Annotated in this window: 17 protein-coding genes; all 17 read left to right on the top strand. The window is 65.6% G+C overall.

Features of this window, described 5'->3' with window-relative positions; all coding sequences use genetic code 11:
* The first annotated feature begins 7 nt into the window (after positions 1–7).
* Entirely contained in the window at positions 8–649 is a 642-nt protein-coding gene (tmk, locus tag BDW41_RS05450) for a dTMP kinase (RefSeq protein WP_074550946.1), read from the top strand.
* On the top strand, positions 646–1,581 hold the full coding sequence (gene holB / locus BDW41_RS05445; protein WP_074550948.1) for a DNA polymerase III subunit delta': 936 nt from the start codon (positions 646–648) through the stop codon (positions 1,579–1,581). The genes tmk and holB overlap by 4 nt, the downstream gene beginning before the upstream one ends.
* An 81-nt stretch (positions 1,582–1,662) precedes the next feature.
* Positions 1,663–3,285 (top strand): hypothetical protein, encoded by a 1,623-nt coding sequence (locus BDW41_RS05440; protein ID WP_074550949.1) that lies wholly within the window; start codon positions 1,663–1,665, stop codon positions 3,283–3,285.
* A gap of 1 nt (position 3,286) precedes the next feature.
* Entirely contained in the window at positions 3,287–4,225 is a 939-nt protein-coding gene (locus BDW41_RS05435) for a PIG-L family deacetylase (RefSeq protein WP_233496776.1), read from the top strand.
* A gap of 106 nt (positions 4,226–4,331) precedes the next feature.
* A complete protein-coding gene (locus tag BDW41_RS05430) occupies positions 4,332–4,688 on the top strand; it encodes a PilZ domain-containing protein (RefSeq protein ID WP_074550950.1) in 357 nt (118 codons plus the stop codon).
* A gap of 285 nt (positions 4,689–4,973) precedes the next feature.
* Entirely contained in the window at positions 4,974–5,330 is a 357-nt protein-coding gene (locus BDW41_RS05425) for an NADH-quinone oxidoreductase subunit A (protein WP_074550952.1), read from the top strand.
* On the top strand, positions 5,321–5,878 hold the full coding sequence (locus BDW41_RS05420; protein WP_074550954.1) for an NADH-quinone oxidoreductase subunit B: 558 nt from the start codon (positions 5,321–5,323) through the stop codon (positions 5,876–5,878). The genes BDW41_RS05425 and BDW41_RS05420 overlap by 10 nt, the downstream gene beginning before the upstream one ends.
* An 18-nt stretch (positions 5,879–5,896) precedes the next feature.
* A complete protein-coding gene (locus BDW41_RS05415) occupies positions 5,897–6,625 on the top strand; it encodes an NADH-quinone oxidoreductase subunit C (RefSeq protein WP_074550958.1) in 729 nt (242 codons plus the stop codon).
* A gap of 2 nt (positions 6,626–6,627) precedes the next feature.
* On the top strand, positions 6,628–7,884 hold the full coding sequence (locus BDW41_RS05410; RefSeq protein ID WP_074550960.1) for an NADH-quinone oxidoreductase subunit D: 1,257 nt from the start codon (positions 6,628–6,630) through the stop codon (positions 7,882–7,884).
* An 18-nt stretch (positions 7,885–7,902) separates the two neighbouring features.
* Positions 7,903–8,430, top strand: a complete 528-nt coding sequence (nuoE, locus tag BDW41_RS05405; protein ID WP_074550962.1) for an NADH-quinone oxidoreductase subunit NuoE — start codon at positions 7,903–7,905, stop codon at positions 8,428–8,430.
* Between the two features lie 12 nt (positions 8,431–8,442).
* Positions 8,443–9,753: an NADH-quinone oxidoreductase subunit NuoF gene (gene nuoF, locus BDW41_RS05400; protein ID WP_074550965.1), complete on the top strand. Its 1,311-nt coding sequence runs from the start codon at positions 8,443–8,445 to the stop codon at positions 9,751–9,753.
* Positions 9,750–12,071 (top strand): NADH-quinone oxidoreductase subunit NuoG, encoded by a 2,322-nt coding sequence (gene nuoG, locus BDW41_RS05395; RefSeq protein WP_074550967.1) that lies wholly within the window; start codon positions 9,750–9,752, stop codon positions 12,069–12,071. The genes nuoF and nuoG overlap by 4 nt, the downstream gene beginning before the upstream one ends.
* 4 nt (positions 12,072–12,075) lie before the next feature.
* Positions 12,076–13,104 (top strand): NADH-quinone oxidoreductase subunit NuoH, encoded by a 1,029-nt coding sequence (gene nuoH, locus BDW41_RS05390; RefSeq protein ID WP_074550968.1) that lies wholly within the window; start codon positions 12,076–12,078, stop codon positions 13,102–13,104.
* Positions 13,105–13,112: 8 nt separating this feature from the next.
* Positions 13,113–13,604 carry an NADH-quinone oxidoreductase subunit NuoI gene (nuoI, locus tag BDW41_RS05385; protein WP_074550970.1) on the top strand — a complete coding sequence of 164 codons (492 nt, stop codon included), beginning with the start codon at positions 13,113–13,115 and terminating at the stop codon, positions 13,602–13,604.
* Between the two features lie 12 nt (positions 13,605–13,616).
* Positions 13,617–14,276, top strand: coding sequence for an NADH-quinone oxidoreductase subunit J (locus BDW41_RS05380; protein WP_074550971.1), 660 nt, complete (start codon positions 13,617–13,619; stop codon positions 14,274–14,276).
* Positions 14,273–14,578: an NADH-quinone oxidoreductase subunit NuoK gene (nuoK, locus tag BDW41_RS05375; RefSeq protein WP_074550973.1), complete on the top strand. Its 306-nt coding sequence runs from the start codon at positions 14,273–14,275 to the stop codon at positions 14,576–14,578. Before BDW41_RS05380 ends, nuoK begins: the two co-directional genes overlap by 4 nt.
* Before the next feature lie 4 nt (positions 14,579–14,582).
* Entirely contained in the window at positions 14,583–16,673 is a 2,091-nt protein-coding gene (gene nuoL, locus BDW41_RS05370) for an NADH-quinone oxidoreductase subunit L (protein WP_074550975.1), read from the top strand.
* Positions 16,674–16,681 lie beyond the last annotated feature (8 nt).

Here is a 16,681-nt window from a genome sequence, read left to right as displayed (position 1 = left end):
CGACACCATGAACGGATTCTCCCGAGGCAAACTCATCACGCTCGAAGGCGGCGAAGGCGCCGGCAAGAGCACGCTGCTGGCCGGCTTGCAGAAGCATTTGCTGGCGCAGGGCGTGGACCTTGTGCAGACGCGCGAGCCGGGCGGCACGCCGCTGGGCGAGGCGGTGCGGGCCATCGTGCTCGATCCCGCGCATCGCGGCATGAGTGCCGAGTCCGAACTGCTGTTGATGTTCGCCTCGCGCGCGCAGCTGGTGCGTGAGTGCATCGAGCCGGCGCTCGCTGCCGGGCGCTGGGTGCTGTGCGACCGCTTCACCGATGCCAGCTATGCCTATCAGGGCGGCGGACGCGGCGTGCGCGCCGAGCGCATTGCCTTGCTCGAGCAATGGGCCACGCATGGGCTTACGCCCGACCTGACCCTGCTGCTCGACCTGCCGGTCGCCACCGGTCGCGCGCGCGCGGCTGGACGTGGCGAGGCGGATCGCATCGAGGTGGAGGGCGACAACTTCTTCGAGCGCGTGCGTGCGGCGTATCGCGCGCGCGCCGCCGCGGAACCGGCGCGCTTCCGGATCATCGATGCCACGCGCACGCCGGACGAAGTACTGGCGGCGGCGATCGACGCCACCCATCACCTGTTCGGGGCGAAGGCATGAGCGTGATGCCCTGGCATGCGGAACACTGGGCGCGCCTGCAGGCACGCCGCGCGCGCGATGCGATGCCTCATGCCTTGCTGCTGTGCGGCCCGGAAGAGCTGGGCAAGCGGGACTTCATGCGCCGCTTCGCCGAAGGCCTGCTGTGCCAGCAGCCCCATGACGGCGAGCCGTGCGGCCAATGCCGCAGCTGCCTGCTGTTTGCTGCGGGAACGCATCCGGATTTCGCCGTGCTCAGTTTCGGCCTGCGCAAGGACGGCGTGCAGCGCAGCGAGATCGTGGTCGACCAGATCCGCGAGTTGTCCGCACGGCTTGCCATGGCGAGCCAGTTCGGCGGCTGGCAGATCGTCTGCATCGATCCGGCAGATGCCATGAACGCGGCGGCAGCCAATGCCTTGCTCAAGACGCTGGAAGAGCCTTCGCCGCAGACCCTGCTGCTGTTGGTCGCCGATGCGCCGTGGCGTTTGCCGCAGACCATCCGAAGCCGCTGCCAGCGCATCGAGTTCCACTTGCCGCCGCGCGAGCAGGCCTTGTCCTGGCTTCAGCAGCAAGGCGTCAAGGATGCCGCTGCCGCGCTGGACGCGGCCGGCGGCAATCCCGGCCTGGCACAAGCCTGGGTCGAGCAGGGCGCCTTGGCGCGCCGGCAGGAAGTGCGCAAGGATCTGAACGCCCTGGCCGCGGGGCGTGGCGAGGCGATGGAAGTGGCCAGGCGCTGGCTCGATAACGAGCCGGAACAACGCCTCTGGTTCGCCGCGCAGGCCGCCGCCGATGAAATGAAAGCGCGCGCCGCGACGGGGCAGGGGCCGTTGGCCAGCCAGCTCGATGCCGAGGGGCTCGATCAGTGGTACATGGCCGCGAATCGCACGCGCGATGCCTTGCGCGGCCCGTTGCGCGGCGACCTGTTGTTGCTGGAGCTGCTCGCCCGCTGGCATTGAGCGGGTGCTGATCCCGGTTGTCGGTGTCGGGTGTTCCCCATGGGAAAGCCCGCTGACAGGCCGTCTGCCTACGCTTTCGCGATGACGTTCCCCTCCCAACGCCGTATCCCCGTCTGGCCGTGGATTTCATTCCTGTTCCTGCTGGTTCTTCGACTGGCATGGCTCAATGCGTACACGCTCAATTCGGACGAGGCGCAGCATGCGCACGTCGCCTGGGCGTGGACGCAGGGCTTGCTGCCGTATCGCGACGTGTTCGACAACCACGGCCCGTTGTTCAGCTGGCTGCATTCGCCCTTGCTGCGGTGGTTGGACAATCGTCCTGACGTGTTGACCTGGCTGCGGCTGGCCATGCAGTTCTGGTACGTCGTCGCGCTCGGCGCCGCGGGCCGGATCGCGCAGCGCCTGTATGGCTGGCGCACGGCGATGGCGGTGGTGCTGGTGGCGGGCCTGTTTCCGCGTTTCTTCATCGTCAGCGGACAGTTCCGCACTGACGACATGTGGATGGCCATGTGGCTGCTCGGGCTGGCCTTCGTGGCCGGCGCGCCACCGCGCCTGTGGCGTTATTTTCTGGCCGGGCTGGCGTTCGGCTGCGCGTTGTCGGTGTCGCAGAAGACGCTGGTGTTGCTGGTGACCACCGTGGTTGCCGCGGGCATCGTGCGCGTGCTGCGTCCGGCGGATGCGCCGCGTGCGGGTGTCCGTTGCTGGCTGGTCGCGCTGGCGGGCCTGCTGGTCGTCCCCGCCATCTTCACTGCCTGGCTGGCGGCGCATGGCGTGCTGGGCGATGCATGGTACGGGCTGGCCGGCTACAACATGGGCGGCGCCAGCAAGCGCCATGCGGCGCAACAGGGTCTGTGGTTCATCCTGCTCGCGGTGGCCCTGATCGCCGTCTGCCTGCGCATGGCACGCCAGCGTTCTGAGCAAGGCTTCGACTGGCCCGTGTTCTTCATGCTGCAGGGCGGGCTGTACCTGTTCCTGATCTGGTTTATCTGGCCGCTGATCACCAAGCAGGATTTCCTGCCGGTGCTACCCACGCTTGTGATCGCGGTGACGGGCTGGGCCTCGGGCTGGACATGGCTGGATCGTCGCCACCGCCTGCGCGCGGGCTTGCTGGTGTTCATCGTGACGGCCGAGCTGGCGACCATCGTCGCCTATGCGCCGCCGTGGGAGGACAGTCTTGCCGAGCAGCGCAGCGAGTTGGCGACCGTGCTGCGCTATACGGATGAAACGGACACGGTGATGGATGCAAAGGGGGACAGCATTTTCCGCATGCGTCCCTACTATCCCGTGCTGGAAAGCCTGGCCATGCGGCGCTTGCGCCGCGGGCAGATGGTGGACACCATCGTCGACGACATGATCAACCACAGGACCATGGTGGCATTGATTGATCGCCTGCCGCCGGCGAGCGCGCGCTTCGTGATGCTCAACTACATGGAGGCCGGCGGCAGCATCTGGGTGGCAGGGCGTGTGCTGCCCGACCATCAGCCCAGCCAGACGTTCGACGTGAAGATGCCCGGCGACTATGTGGTGACGGACGGCCATCGCCGCCTCAGCGGCAGCATGGATGGCGGGCCGGTGGCCGATCATTGGTTGCTCGAACGCGGCACCCATCATCTGGTCGTGAACGATGGCACGCCCGTGGCCTTTGTGTGGTCGCAGGCGTTCGATCGCGGATGGCGTCCCGCGCCTCCTGCCACGGGAGGCTGACGTGGCCTTGACCTTGAATGCCGGGACACGCCTGCTGGTCGTGGCCCCCCACCCGGATGACGAATCCATCGCCACGGGCGAGCTGATCCAGCAGGTGCGCCTGGCTGGCGGCGAGGTGCAGATCCTTCTGCTCACCAATGGCGACAACAATCCCTGGCCGCAGCGCTGGATGGAGCGCCGGATCCGCATCGGCGTGGATGAGCGCCGCCGCTGGGGCGAGCGCCGACGCGCCGAGGTGGCCGAAGCGCTGGGCAAGCTTGGCGTGGATGCCGCGTCGCTGCGGCCGCAAGGCTGGCCCGACATGGGCGTGACGACCCGCCTGCGCGAGGCGATGGACGACAGCGTGGCGGTGATCCTCGATCGACTGGACGATTTCCAGCCGACCGTGCTGGCCTTGCCCGCGCTGGGCGATCACCATCCCGACCATGGCGCGGCCCATGTGTTGACCCGGCTCGCCGTGGCCCGGTGGCAGCACGAGCCGCCGCGCATGCTTTCCTACCTGGTTCACGGCCATGACACCGGTGCAACGGGTCGCGTGAAACTGGACTCATCCGTGGGCCTGCACGCCAACAAGATGGCCGCGCTCGCCTGCCATCGCAGCCAGATGGCCTTGAGTGGCAAACGCATGCGCCGTCTGGCCGATCGGGCCGAGCGCTATCAGTGGACCCGGGGGGTACCACCGGTCACGGACTCTGCCGTGCTGCCGTGGCAGCCGTCGCCGCTGCTGCAAGGCTGGCTGCACCTGACCCTGGCCGATGGGCAGGGCGTCCGCCAGTGGTCCTGGCGCGAGGCCCCCTTGGCCCAGGACGGGCAGGGGCGGCACGTACTGCATGGCCTGGATGCGACCATCGAGGGGCCCCGCTTCGTGAAGCTCCACATGAACCTGCCTTCCCCCTGGATCTTCGATCGCTGGGGCTGGTGCGAGCTGCAGTGTGGCTAGTGCCGCTGGCCTCGTCACAAACCGTCGACATCTTGCTTGTCGCTGGGCCGGGGCGGTCGCTACGATGCGATGAGGGGCGCCGCAGCAGTGGCGTACAGGAGCAGTCATGAATCCGGTCATCGCCGCCCGCCAGGGCATTATTTCGTTGAAGATCAAGGACGCGGCGTCGCTTTATAACGCCTACATGCCTTTTCTGAAGCACGGCGGCCTGTTCGCGCCCACCGCGCAAAAGTACTCGCTGGGCGATGAAGTGGTGCTGCTGATCAACCTGACCGACGAGGGCGAGCGCCTGTCGGTGGCCGGCAAGGTGGTGTGGGTCACCCCCATCGGCGCGCAGGGCAACCGCACGGCCGGCATCGGCGTGCAGTTCAACGAGTCCGCTGACGGCGCCGCCGCCCGCACCCGCATCGAGAACATCCTGGCCGGCATGGCCGGCTCCGAGCGTCCCACGCACACCATGTAAGTTCTTAGACCTTGGTCGTGTGTTCGTGCCGACCGCGCCGTGAGGCGCTCGCAGGCCATGCAAATCGCCTTCCAACCACCTGACAAGGCTTGTTGTTGTTAAGCGCGCTGATACAATGTCGCGATTCCCGACTCTGATCGTGGAAAGTCGGACGTTCGCCGCTGCGCAAGCATCGTGATCGTGGTGCACAACCCATGGCCGTCACCGGTCGTGCCGAATCCGGTTCCGGACCGTTTCCCCGACGGTCACTGATGCGCCAACGATGGCGCGGAGGTACGTTTCACCGTGCTTGCCCAATACTGGCCCATTCTGCTCTTCATCGGCGTTGCCGCCGGACTAGGCGTGGTCCTGCTGGTCATTGGCCTCCTGGCCGGCCCGCGCCGCCCCGAGTCGGAGAAGCTCTCGCCCTACGAGTGCGGCTTCGAGGCCTTCGAAGACGCGCGCATGCGCTTCGACGTGCGGTACTACCTGCTGGCGATCCTGTTCATCATCTTCGACCTGGAAATCGCCTTCCTGTTCCCCTGGGCAGTGGTGTTCCAGAAGATCGGCATCATCGCGCTGATCGAAATGGCGCTGTTCCTGCTGCTCCTTGTCATTGGTTTTGCTTACGTGTGGAAGAAGGGAGCACTGGAATGGGAGTGATCTCGTCCCTTGACCGGGTGATGCACAACCCGCAGCCGTTGAACCTGGTGGACGACATCCTGCGTCCGGCCGGGGACAACCCCGTCATCCAGCGCGGTTTCGCCACCACCAGCGTCGACGCCCTCATGAACTGGGCGCGCACCGGTTCGATGTGGCCGATGACCTTTGGTCTGGCCTGCTGCGCCGTGGAAATGATGCATGCCGGCGCCGCGCGCCTGGACCTGGACCGCTACGGCGTGGTGTTCCGCCCGAGTCCGCGCCAGTCCGACGTGATGATCGTGGCCGGCACCCTGGTCAACAAGATGGCCCCGGCGCTGCGCAAGGTCTACGACCAGATGCCTGATCCGAAGTGGGTGATCTCCATGGGTAGCTGCGCCAACGGCGGCGGCTACTACCACTACTCGTACTCGGTGGTGCGCGGTTGCGACCGCATCGTGCCGGTGGACATCTACGTGCCGGGCTGCCCGCCGACGGCCGAAGCGCTGATCCACGGCATCCTGCAGTTGCAGAAGAAGATCCGCCGCACCAACACCATCGCGCGTTCCTGAGAAAGGCGCAGCTGAGCCATGACTGATACCCCGATCAACTCGCTGGCCGAGCGTCTCGCCGCGCGATTCGGCGACACGCTGAAGATCAGCGCCGTCCGCAACGAAGTCACCGCCGAAGTGGCCGCCGCCGACCTGCTCGCGGTGGCCACCGCGCTGCGTGACGAAGCCCCGTTCCGTTTCGGCGTGCCCATCGACGTCTGCGGCGTCGACTACATGAGCTACGGCCAGACCGAGTGGGACACCGAAACCGTCTCCGGCACCGGCTTTTCGCGCGGCGTGGAAGGCGAGGCCGTGGGCCGCTTCGCGTGGTCCGACCGTCCGCGCGCCGATGCGCTGCCGAACCGTTTCGCCTCCGTCGTGCACCTGCTGTCGCTGGAGAACAACCAGCGCCTGCGCCTGCGCACCTTCTGCGAGGACGACACGCTGCCCGTGGTGCCGTCGCTCACCGGCATCTGGCCGGGCGTGAACTGGTTCGAGCGCGAGTCGTTCGACCTGTACGGCATCATTTACGAAGGCCACCCGGACCTGCGCCGCATCCTCACCGACTACGGCTTCGTGGGCCACCCGTTCCGCAAGGACTTCCCGCTGATCGGCAACGTCGAGGTTCGCTACGACCCCGAGCAGAAGCGCGTGGTGTACGAACCCGTGTCGATCGAACCGCGCGTGCTCGTGCCGCGCGTCATCCGTGACGACGCCGACCTGCTGCAGGCCAAGGCCGAGGCGGCCGACAACTGGCGGAACAATTAATCATGGCGCAAGAGATCCGCAACTACACCATGAACTTCGGCCCGCAGCATCCCGCTGCGCACGGCGTGCTGCGCCTGGTGCTGGAGATGGACGGCGAAACCGTCGTCCGCGCCGATCCGCACGTGGGCCTGCTCCACCGCGGCACGGAAAAGCTGGCCGAGTCCAAGCCGTTCAACCAGTCCATCGGCTACATGGATCGCCTCGACTACGTGTCGATGATGTGCAACGAGCACGCCTACGTGCGCGCCATCGAAACCCTGCTGGGTATCGAGGTGCCGGAGCGTGCGCAGTACATCCGCACCATGTTCGACGAGATCACCCGCATCCTGAACCACCTCATGTGGGTCGGTTCCAATGCGCTCGACCTGGGTGCGATGGCGGTGTTCCTGTACGCGTTCCGTGAGCGCGAGGAACTGATGGACGTCTACGAGGCGGTGTCGGGCGCGCGCATGCACGCCACCTACTACCGTCCGGGCGGCGTCTACCGCGACCTGCCGGACCACATGTCGCAGTACCGCGAGTCGCCCTGGCACAAGGGCAAGGACTTGAAGCGCCTCAACAGCTGGCGCGAAGGCTCCATGCTCGACTACCTGGAAGCGTTCACCAACGACTTCCCGACCAAGGTGGACGAGTACGAGGAACTGCTCACCAACAACCGCATCTGGAAGCAGCGTACCGTCGGCATCGGCGTCATTCCGCCGGAAAAGGCCCAGGCCTGGGGCATGACGGGCGTGATGCTGCGCGGCTCGGGCATTGCCTGGGATCTGCGCAAGAAGCAGCCGTACGCCAAGTACGCCGAGATGGATTTCGACATCCCGGTGGGCGTGGGCGGCGACTGCTACGACCGTTACCTGGTGCGCGTCGAGGAGATGCGCCAGTCCAACCGCATCATCAAGCAGTGCGTGCAGTGGCTGAAGGCCAACCCCGGCCCGGTCATCGTGCAGAACTACAAGGTCGCTCCGCCTCATCGTGAAAACATGAAGGAGGACATGGAAGCGCTGATCCACCACTTCAAGCTGTTCACCGAAGGCTACGGCGTGCCGGCAGGCGAGACGTATGCCGCGGTGGAAGCGCCGAAGGGCGAGTTCGGCTGCTACCTCGTGTCCGATGGCGCGAACAAGCCGTTCCGCGTGCACCTGCGCGCGCCGGGTTTTGCCCATCTGTCGTCGATGGACGCCATCGTGCGTGGCCACATGCTGGCCGACGTGGTGGCGATGATCGGTACCTATGACCTCGTGTTCGGCGAAGTCGATCGCTGAGCCCGGAGGAAAGCACACATGAAAGCCACCGGAAATTACGAGCAGGTCAAGAACGTCGACCCGCTCGTCCTACTCACCGAACACACTCGTCATCACATCGAGGAGTGGGTTGCCCGTTTTCCGCCGGACCGCAAGCGCTCGGCGCTGATCCAGTCGCTGTTCGCCGCGCAGGAGCAGAACCAGGGCTTCCTCACCGACGAACTGATCGTCGCGGTTGCCAAGTACCTCGAGCTGCCCGCCGTGTGGGCCTACGAGGTCGCCACCTTCTACTCGATGCTCGAGACCAAGCCGGTGGGCCGCAACAACGTCGCCATCTGTACCAACATCTCCTGCTGGCTCAACGGCGCGGAAGATCTGGTCAAGCACTGCGAGCAGAAGCTGGGCATCAAGCTTGGCGAAAGCACCGCCGATGGCCGCGTGTACCTCAAGCGCGAAGAAGAATGCATCGCCGCCTGCGCCAGCGCGCCGGCGATGACCGTCAATGGTCACTACCACGAGCGTCTGTCGATCCAGAAGATCGACGAGATCCTCGACGGTCTCAAGTAAGGGCAGGGCGACATGGCTTACGGACCCGCACCCAAAGAACATCAGGTCGTCTACACCACGCTGCATTTCGACAAGCCGTGGGCGATGGACAGCTACACCCAGGTCGGTGGTTATGAAGCGTGGAAGAAGATCCTCGCCGAGAAGCCCGACCCGAACGCGCTGATCGAAGAGATCAAGAAGTCGAACCTGCGCGGCCGCGGCGGCGCGGGCTTCCCGACCGGCCTGAAGTGGTCCTTCATGCCCAAGGGCGACATGCAGAAGTACATCCTCTGCAACTCCGACGAGTCGGAGCCGGGCACCTGCAAGGACCGCGACATCCTGCGCTTCAACCCGCATGCAGTGATCGAGGGCATGGCGATCGCGTGCTATTGCACGGGTTCCACCGTCGCCTACAACTACCTGCGTGGCGAGTTCCATCACGAGCCGTTCGAGCACTTCGAAGAGGCGCTGAAGGAAGCGTACGCTGCCGGCCTGCTGGGCAAGAACATCCAGGGCACCGGCATCAACGTCGACATCTATGGCGCGCTCGGCGCCGGCGCCTACATCTGCGGCGAGGAAACCGCGCTGATGGAATCGCTGGAAGGCAAGAAGGGCCAGCCGCGCTTCAAGCCGCCGTTCCCGGCCAACTTCGGCCTGTACGGCAAGCCCAGCACCATCAACAACACCGAAACCTACGCCTCGGTGCCGGCCATCCTGCGCAAAGGGGCGGACTGGTTCCTGGCGCAGAGCAAGACCAAGAACGGTGGCCCGAAGATCTTCTCGGTCTCCGGTTGCGTGCAGAAGGGCGGCAACTTCGAGGTGCCGCTGGGCACCACCTTCGACGAACTGCTGGAAATGGCCGGCGGCCTGCGTCCGGGCCGCACGCTGAAGGGTGCGATCCCGGGCGGCGTGTCCATGCCGGTGCTGCGCGCGGAGCAGCTCAAGGGCCTGCCGTTCGACTACGACACCCTGCGCGACCTCAAGACGGGCCTGGGCTCGGGCGCCATCGTGGTGCTCGACGACACCGTCTGCACGGTCCGCTTCACCCGCCGCATTTCGCAGTTCTTTCACAAGGAAAGCTGCGGCCAGTGCACGCCGTGCCGCGAAGGCACCGGCTGGATGCACCGCGTGCTGGACCGCATCGTTGCCGGCCAAGGCACGATGGACGACCTGCACCGCCTCAAGGCCATTGCCGGCCAGATCGAAGGCCACACCATCTGCGCGTTCGGCGAAGCCGCCGCGTGGCCGGTGCAGGGCTTCCTGCGCCAGTTCTGGGATGAATTCGAGTACTACATCGTCAATGGTCGCTCCATTGTCGACGACAAGCTTGGAGCCGCCGCATGAGTGCGCAGCCCGCTGCACCCAATCTTGACCTGGTGAACATCGAGGTCGATGGCAAGCCCACGCAGATCCGCAAGGGCGCCATGATCATCGAGGCGGCCGACGCCATCGGCATCGCCATCCCGCGTTTCTGCTATCACCGCAAGCTGCCCATCGCCGCCAACTGCCGCATGTGCCTGGTGGAAGTGGAAATGGGCGGTAAGCCCATGCCCAAGCCTCAGCCGGCCTGCGCCACCCCGGTGGCCGAAGGCATGAAGGTGAAGACCCGTACCGACGTCGCCTTGAAGTATCAGAAGGACGTCATGGAGTTCCTGCTGATCAACCACCCGCTGGATTGCCCGATCTGCGATCAGGGCGGCGAGTGCGAACTGCAGGACGTCGCGCTGGGCTATGGCCGCAGCGTGTCACGCTACACCGAGCGCAAGCGCACCATCGCGGACGAGAACCTCGGCCCGCTGGTCGCCACCGAGATGACGCGTTGCATCCAGTGCACGCGCTGCGTGCGCTTCACCAGCGAAATCGCTGGCACCTACGAGCTCGGCGGCATGAGCCGCGGCGACAACCTGCAGATCGGCACCTATATCGGCAAGACCATCGAGACGGAACTGTCGGGCAACATCATCGACGTCTGCCCGGTGGGCGCGCTGACCAACAAGCCGTTCCAGTTCCAGGCCCGCGCCTGGGAGCTGGTGGCCAAGGCGTCCGTCGCCTACCACGATGCGCTGGGCTCCAACCTGTGGCTGCATACGCGCCGCGGCGAGGTGCTGCGCACGGTGCCGCGCGACAACGAAACCATCAACGAGTGCTGGCTCTCGGACCGTGACCGCTACAGCCACCAGGGTCTGTACGCGGCCGACCGCGTGCACGCGCCCCAGGTCAAGCGCAACGGCCAGTGGGTCACCACCACGTGGGACGACGCCCTGGGCGCCGCCGCCGAAACGCTGAAGGCCGTGCCGGGCAGCGAACTGGGCGTGCTGGTGCATCCGGCCACCACCAATGAGGAAGGCGACCTGCTGGTCCGTCTTGCCCGCGGCCTCGGCAGCGCGCATGTCGACCATCGCGTGCGCCAGCTCGACTTTGCCGACAACGCCGTGGCCAAGCCGTTCGGCAAGCCGGTGGCGGAGCTGGACAAGGTCAAGGCCGCGCTGCTGGTCGGCTCCGACCTGCGCCACGAAATGCCGCTGGTCAACCACCGCATCCATCAGGCGGTGAAGAAGGGCGCCAAGGTCTACGCCGTCAATCCGGCGAGCTTCAACTTCAACTATCATCTGACCGGCGAAGCCATCGTGGCGCCGCAGGCGCTGGTCGATGCGCTGCTGGCGCTGGCCAAGGCCGCCGTCGAAGCGGGCGCCGCCGCTCCCGCCGCGCTGGCCGATGCGATCAACGGCGCGTCGACCGACCAGGGCGACAAGGACGCGATTGCCCAGCTCAAGAGCGGCAGCGCGGTGGTCATCCTCGGCGAAGCCGCCGTCACGCATCCGCAGGCTTCGTGGCTGCGCGCGGTCGCGCAGTTCATCGCGCAGGCAACGGGCGCTGGCTACAACGAACTGCCGGTGGGCGCGAATGCCGTGGGCCTGGGCCGTGTCGGCGTGCTGCCGGGCAACGGCGGCCTCGATGCGCAGGCCATGCTGGCCCAGCCGCGCAAGGGCTACGTGCTGTACGGCGTGGAGCCGCAGGACGTGGCCGACGGCGCGGCTTTCCTCAAGGCAACCAAGGGCGCCCAGAAGGTGGTCGCGTTCTCCGCCTACGCCAGCGATGCGCTGCGTGAGGTGGCCGACGTGATCCTGCCGATCGGCCTGCTGCCGGAAATCGACGGCACGCTGGTCAATGTCGACGGCCTGTCGCAGAGCGTAGCCGCCGGTGCGAAGGCGTCGGGCGACGCGCGTCCGGGCTGGAAGGTGCTGCGCGCGCTTGGCGGCATCCTGAAGGTGGCCGGCTTCGAGTTCGATGACCTGGCCGGCCTGCGCGAAGGCATCAGCGAGCGCGGCAGCCAGCCGCGTGCCGAGCTGGCCTCACGCCCGGCAGCGGGCGGCCTCAGCCGCCTCGCCACCTGGCCGATTTACCGCACCGATGCCGTGCTCCGCCGCGCCACCGCGCTCAGCAAGCACCCGCTCAACCGTGCGCCGGCCGTCCGCATCAACGCGGACGAAGCCAAGCGCCAGGGCCTGGGCGAGGGCGATGCCGTGCGTGTCGCCGACGCGGTGCTGCCGCTGGTGATCGACGTGACCGTGCCCGATGGCGCGGCATGGATCGAAGCCGCGCACGAAGACACTGTCACGCTGCCGCCGTATGGCGCAGCCCTCACCCTGAGCAAGGCGTAAGCACATGGGCGAACAGCTAATCAACCAGGTTCTCTGGCCCGTCCTGGGCATCCTGGCCATCGTCCTGCCGCTGGTGGTCACCGTGGCGCTGTACGTGTGGTGGGAGCGCAAGGTGCTCGGCTGGATGCACGTGCGCATGGGACCCAACAAGGTCGGTCCCTTCGGTCTTCTGCAGGCCTTCGCGGACGTCACCAAGCTGCTGCTGAAGGAAGTGATCCTGCCGACCAGCGCGAACAAGGCCCTGTATTACATGGCGCCCTTGATCGCCCTGATCCCGGCGCTGGCGGCCTGGGCGGTGATCCCGTTCAACGACAAGCTGGTGCTGGCCAACGTCAACGCGGGCCTGCTGTACCTGCTGGCGATGACCTCGCTGGGCGTGTACGGCATTATCCTCGCCGGCTGGGCCTCCAACTCGCGCTATGCGTTGCTGGGTGCCATGCGCTCCGCCGCGCAGGTGATCTCGTACGAACTGGCCATGGGCCTGTGCCTGGTCTGCGTGCTGGTGCTGGCCGGTTCGCTGAACCTCACCGACATCGTGCATGCCCAGGCCGGTTCGAAGGGCGTCTTCGAGTGGTTCATGTGGCCGTTGCTGCCGGTCTTCGTCATCTACTTCATCTCGGGCGTGGCCGAAACCAACCGCGCGCCGTTCGACGTGGCGGAAGGCGAGTCGGAAATCGTCGCCGGCTTCCACGTGGAATATTCGGGCTCGGCGTTCGCGCTGTTCTTCCTGGCCGAATACGCCAACATGATCCTGGTCAGCTTCCTGGCCTCGATCCTGTTCCTGGGCGGCTGGCTGTCGCCGTTCCCCGCCTCGTGGGGTTTCCTCGGCACGGACAGCGTGTTCTGGCTGTTCGCCAAGGTGTTCGTGTTTGCCTTCCTGTTCCTGTGGTTCCGCGCCAGCTTCCCGCGTTACCGCTATGACCAGATCATGCGTCTGGGCTGGAAGGTGTTCATTCCCATCACCATCGTCTGGGTCCTCGTCGCCGGCTGCATGAAGTATTTCGGCTGGGTCACCGTCGGCACGGGAGGCTGAAGAAAACCATGTCCCGCGTTACTCACTATTTCAAGAGCCTGCTGCTCATCGAGCTGTTCAAGGGCTTGGGCCTGACCATGCGATACATGTTCAGCCCGAAGTACACGATGCGCTACCCGATGGAGCACATCCCCAAGTCCAACCGCTTCCGCGGCCTGCATGCGCTGCGCCGCTACGCCAACGGCGAGGAGCGCTGCATCGCGTGCAAGCTGTGCGAGGCGGTGTGCCCGGCCCTGGCCATCACCATCGACTCGGCCCCGCGTGAAAGCGACGGCCAGCGCCGCACCACGCGCTACGACATCGACCTGTTCAAGTGCATCTTCTGCGGTTTCTGCGAGGAGAGCTGCCCGGTCGACTCGATCGTCGAGACGCACATCCACGAGTACCACTTCGAGCAGCGTGGCGAGAACGTGGTGACCAAGCCGCAGCTGCTCGCCATCGGCGATCGCTTCGAAGCCGAAATCGCGGCCAACCGCGCTCAAGACGCCGCGTATCGCTGAGGACGGGACATCATGATCGATCCGAATATGTTCCAACTCGTGTGTTTCTATGCCTTCGCGGCCGTCACCGTGGTGGCCGCGCTGGGCGTGATCACGCTGCGCAACTCGGTGCATGCCGTGCTCTCGCTGGTGCTGACCTTCTTCAGCACCGCCTGCATCTGGCTGCTGGCCGAGGCCGAGTTCCTCGCCATCGCCCTCATCGTGGTCTACGTGGGCGCGGTGATGGTGCTGTTCCTGTTCGTAGTGATGATGCTGGACATCAAGCAGGAGCAGGTGAGAGAAGGCTTCATCAAGTACCTGCCGGTCGGCATCATCGTGGCCCTGGTCATGCTGGGCGAAATGCTCGGCCTCATCGGCGTGCGCGCCATGCACGAGACGGTGATGGGCGCCAACCCGGCCACCTTGGATGGCGTGCCGGTGTCCAACACCGCATGGCTGGGCCAGGCGCTCTACACCCAGTTCCTGCTGCCGTTCGAAATCGCTGCGCTGATCCTCACGGTGGGCGTGGTCGCGGCAGTCGTGCTGACCCTGCGCCAGCGCAGCGGCGTGCGTCACCAGCAGGCTTCGCAGCAGGTCCGCGTCAATGCGCGTGACCGCGTACGCGTGGTGAAGATGGCGGCGGAAGTTCCCGTCGCGCCGCAGCCGGCACCGGGCAAGGAGACCACCCCATGATCACGCTTTCGCACTTCATCGTGCTCGGCGCGGTGCTGTTCTGCATCGCCCTGGCCAGTCTCTTCATCAACCGCAAGAACGTCATCGTGCTGTTGATGTCGATCGAGCTGATGCTGCTGGCGGTGAACATCAACTTCGTCGCGTTCTCGCGTTTCAACAACGACGTGGCGGGGCAGGTGTTCGTGTTCTTCATCCTTACCGTGGCCGCGGCGGAAACCGCCATCGGCCTGGCGATCCTGGTCCTGCTGTTCCGTAACCGCAGCACCATCAACGTCGCCGAAATCGACAGCATGAAGGGCTGACCCCGTGGAACTTTCTACCTCCATCCTGCTGACCATCGCCCTCGCGCCGCTCGTCGGATGCGTGCTGGCGGGTTTCTTTGGCCGCTTCATCGGCCGGGCCGGCGCCCACACCGCGACCATCCTTGGCGTGGCGGTGGCCTGCGGCCTGTCGTTCTACGTGCTGTACCAGATCACCGCGGGCGGTGCGCCGGTCTACAACCAGAACATCTACACCTGGTTCGACATCGGCCACTACAGCGCCCACGTCGGCTTCATGATCGATCGCCTGACCGCCATGATGATGGTGGTGGTGACCTTCGTGTCGCTGCTGGTGCACGTCTACACCATCGGCTACATGGCCGATGACCCGGGCTACCAGCGCTTCTTCAGCTACATCTCGCTGTTCACCTTCTCGATGTTGATGCTCGTGATGAGCAACAACTTCATGCAGCTGTTCTTCGGCTGGGAAGCGGTGGGCCTGGTGTCGTACCTGCTGATCGGCTTCTGGTACAAGCGCCCCACGGCGATCTTCGCCAACCTCAAGGCCTTCCTGGTCAACCGCGTGGGTGACTTCGGCTTCCTGCTGGGCATCGCCGGCGTGCTGTACTTCCTCAACACGCTGGACTACGCCACGGCCTTCGCCGCCGCGTCGACCCTGGTGGGCAAGACGCTGCAGATCACGCAGAACACGCATTGGGATGCCGCCACGGTCATCTGCATCTGCCTGTTCGTCGGCGCGATGGGCAAGTCCGCCCAGGTGCCGCTGCATGTGTGGCTGCCGGATTCGATGGAAGGCCCGACCCCGATCTCGGCGCTGATCCACGCTGCGACCATGGTGACCGCCGGCATCTTCATGGTGGCCCGCATGTCGCCGATCTTCGAACTGTCGGAGACCGCGCTCAGCTTCGTGATGATCATCGGCGCCACCGGCGCGCTGTTCACCGGCCTGATCGGCATCGTGCAGAACGACATCAAGCGCGTCGTCGCGTACTCCACGCTGTCGCAGCTGGGCTACATGACGGTAGCGCTGGGTGTGTCGGCCTATGCCGGCGCCGTGTTCCACCTGATGACCCACGCCTTCTTCAAGGCGCTGCTGTTCCTGGGCGCGGGCTCGGTGATCATCGCCATGCACCATGAGCAGGACATGCGCTACATGGGCGGCCTGCGCAAGTACATGCCGATCACCTGGATCACCATGTGGATCGGTTCGCTGGCGCTGTGCGGCGTGCCGTTCTTCGCGGGCTTCTATTCGAAGGACGCCATCATCGAAGCCGTGGGCGAGTCGCATCGCCTGGGCGCCAGCTACGCGTACTTCTGCGTGATGGCCGGCGCCTTCGTCACCGCGCTGTACACCTTCCGCCAGATGTACCTGACCTTCCACGGCAAGGAGCGCTTCGTGGTGGTGCACGATCATGGCCACGGTCATGGTCACGGTCACGACGATTACGCGCATGCCGGTCACGACGCGCACGACGAACATCATCACGTCTCGCACAAGGACGACCACGGCCATCACGAGCCGGGCATCATGCACGATACGCCGAAGGAGTCGCCGTGGGTGGTGACGCTGCCGCTGATCCTGCTGGCGATCCCGTCCATCATCGTGGGTGCGCTGGCGGTGAAGCCGATGCTGTTCGGCGAGTGGTTCGGTTCGGCCATCCACGTCAACGAAGCGAACAACGTGCTCGGCGAGCTGGGCAAAGAGTTCCACGACTGGGCGTCCGCCGGCCTGCATGGCTTCACGCAGCTGCCGTTCTTCCTGGTGCTGGCGGCGTTCGCCATCCAGACCTACATCTACCTGTTCAACCCGTCCGTGGCCGATCGCATCAAGAGTGCGCTGAAGCCGATCTACAACGTGCTCAACCACAAGTACTGGTTTGACGCGGTGTACTACATCGTCTTTGCCCGTGGCGGCATGGCGCTGGGTCGTGTCCTGTGGAAGGGCGGCGATGCGGCGGTGATCGACGGTGTGCTGATCAATGGTTCGGCGAGTCTGGTGGACCGCATCGCGGGTGGCGTGCGTCGCCTGCAGTCCGGTTACCTCTATCACTATGCCTTCGCGATGATTCTCGGCCTTATCCTGCTGCTCGGCGGGTATTGGCTGGTCGGGCAATAAGGGAACCT

It is taken from the genome of Dyella sp. AtDHG13 (assembly GCF_003201105.1).
Taxonomy (GTDB): domain Bacteria; phylum Pseudomonadota; class Gammaproteobacteria; order Xanthomonadales; family Rhodanobacteraceae; genus Dyella; species Dyella jiangningensis_B.
Note: the sequence above shows the minus strand (reverse complement) of the source record. Positions and strands in the feature narration are given on the sequence as shown.

Bases quoted from the DNA above. Each gene is read 5' to 3' on its own strand.
- tmk (WP_074550946.1), top strand. From the start codon at position 8: ATGAACGGATTCTCCCGAGGCAAACTCATCACGCTCGAAGGCGGCGAA.
- holB (WP_074550948.1), top strand. From the start codon at position 646: ATGAGCGTGATGCCCTGGCATGCGGAACACTGGGCGCGCCTGCAGGCA.
- BDW41_RS05440 (WP_074550949.1), top strand. From the start codon at position 1,663: ATGACGTTCCCCTCCCAACGCCGTATCCCCGTCTGGCCGTGGATTTCA.
- BDW41_RS05430 (WP_074550950.1), top strand. From the start codon at position 4,332: ATGAATCCGGTCATCGCCGCCCGCCAGGGCATTATTTCGTTGAAGATC.
- BDW41_RS05420 (WP_074550954.1), top strand. From the start codon at position 5,321: ATGGGAGTGATCTCGTCCCTTGACCGGGTGATGCACAACCCGCAGCCG.
- BDW41_RS05415 (WP_074550958.1), top strand. From the start codon at position 5,897: ATGACTGATACCCCGATCAACTCGCTGGCCGAGCGTCTCGCCGCGCGA.
- BDW41_RS05410 (WP_074550960.1), top strand. From the start codon at position 6,628: ATGGCGCAAGAGATCCGCAACTACACCATGAACTTCGGCCCGCAGCAT.
- nuoE (WP_074550962.1), top strand. From the start codon at position 7,903: ATGAAAGCCACCGGAAATTACGAGCAGGTCAAGAACGTCGACCCGCTC.
- nuoF (WP_074550965.1), top strand. From the start codon at position 8,443: ATGGCTTACGGACCCGCACCCAAAGAACATCAGGTCGTCTACACCACG.
- nuoG (WP_074550967.1), top strand. From the start codon at position 9,750: ATGAGTGCGCAGCCCGCTGCACCCAATCTTGACCTGGTGAACATCGAG.
- nuoH (WP_074550968.1), top strand. From the start codon at position 12,076: ATGGGCGAACAGCTAATCAACCAGGTTCTCTGGCCCGTCCTGGGCATC.
- nuoI (WP_074550970.1), top strand. From the start codon at position 13,113: ATGTCCCGCGTTACTCACTATTTCAAGAGCCTGCTGCTCATCGAGCTG.
- BDW41_RS05380 (WP_074550971.1), top strand. From the start codon at position 13,617: ATGATCGATCCGAATATGTTCCAACTCGTGTGTTTCTATGCCTTCGCG.
- nuoK (WP_074550973.1), top strand. From the start codon at position 14,273: ATGATCACGCTTTCGCACTTCATCGTGCTCGGCGCGGTGCTGTTCTGC.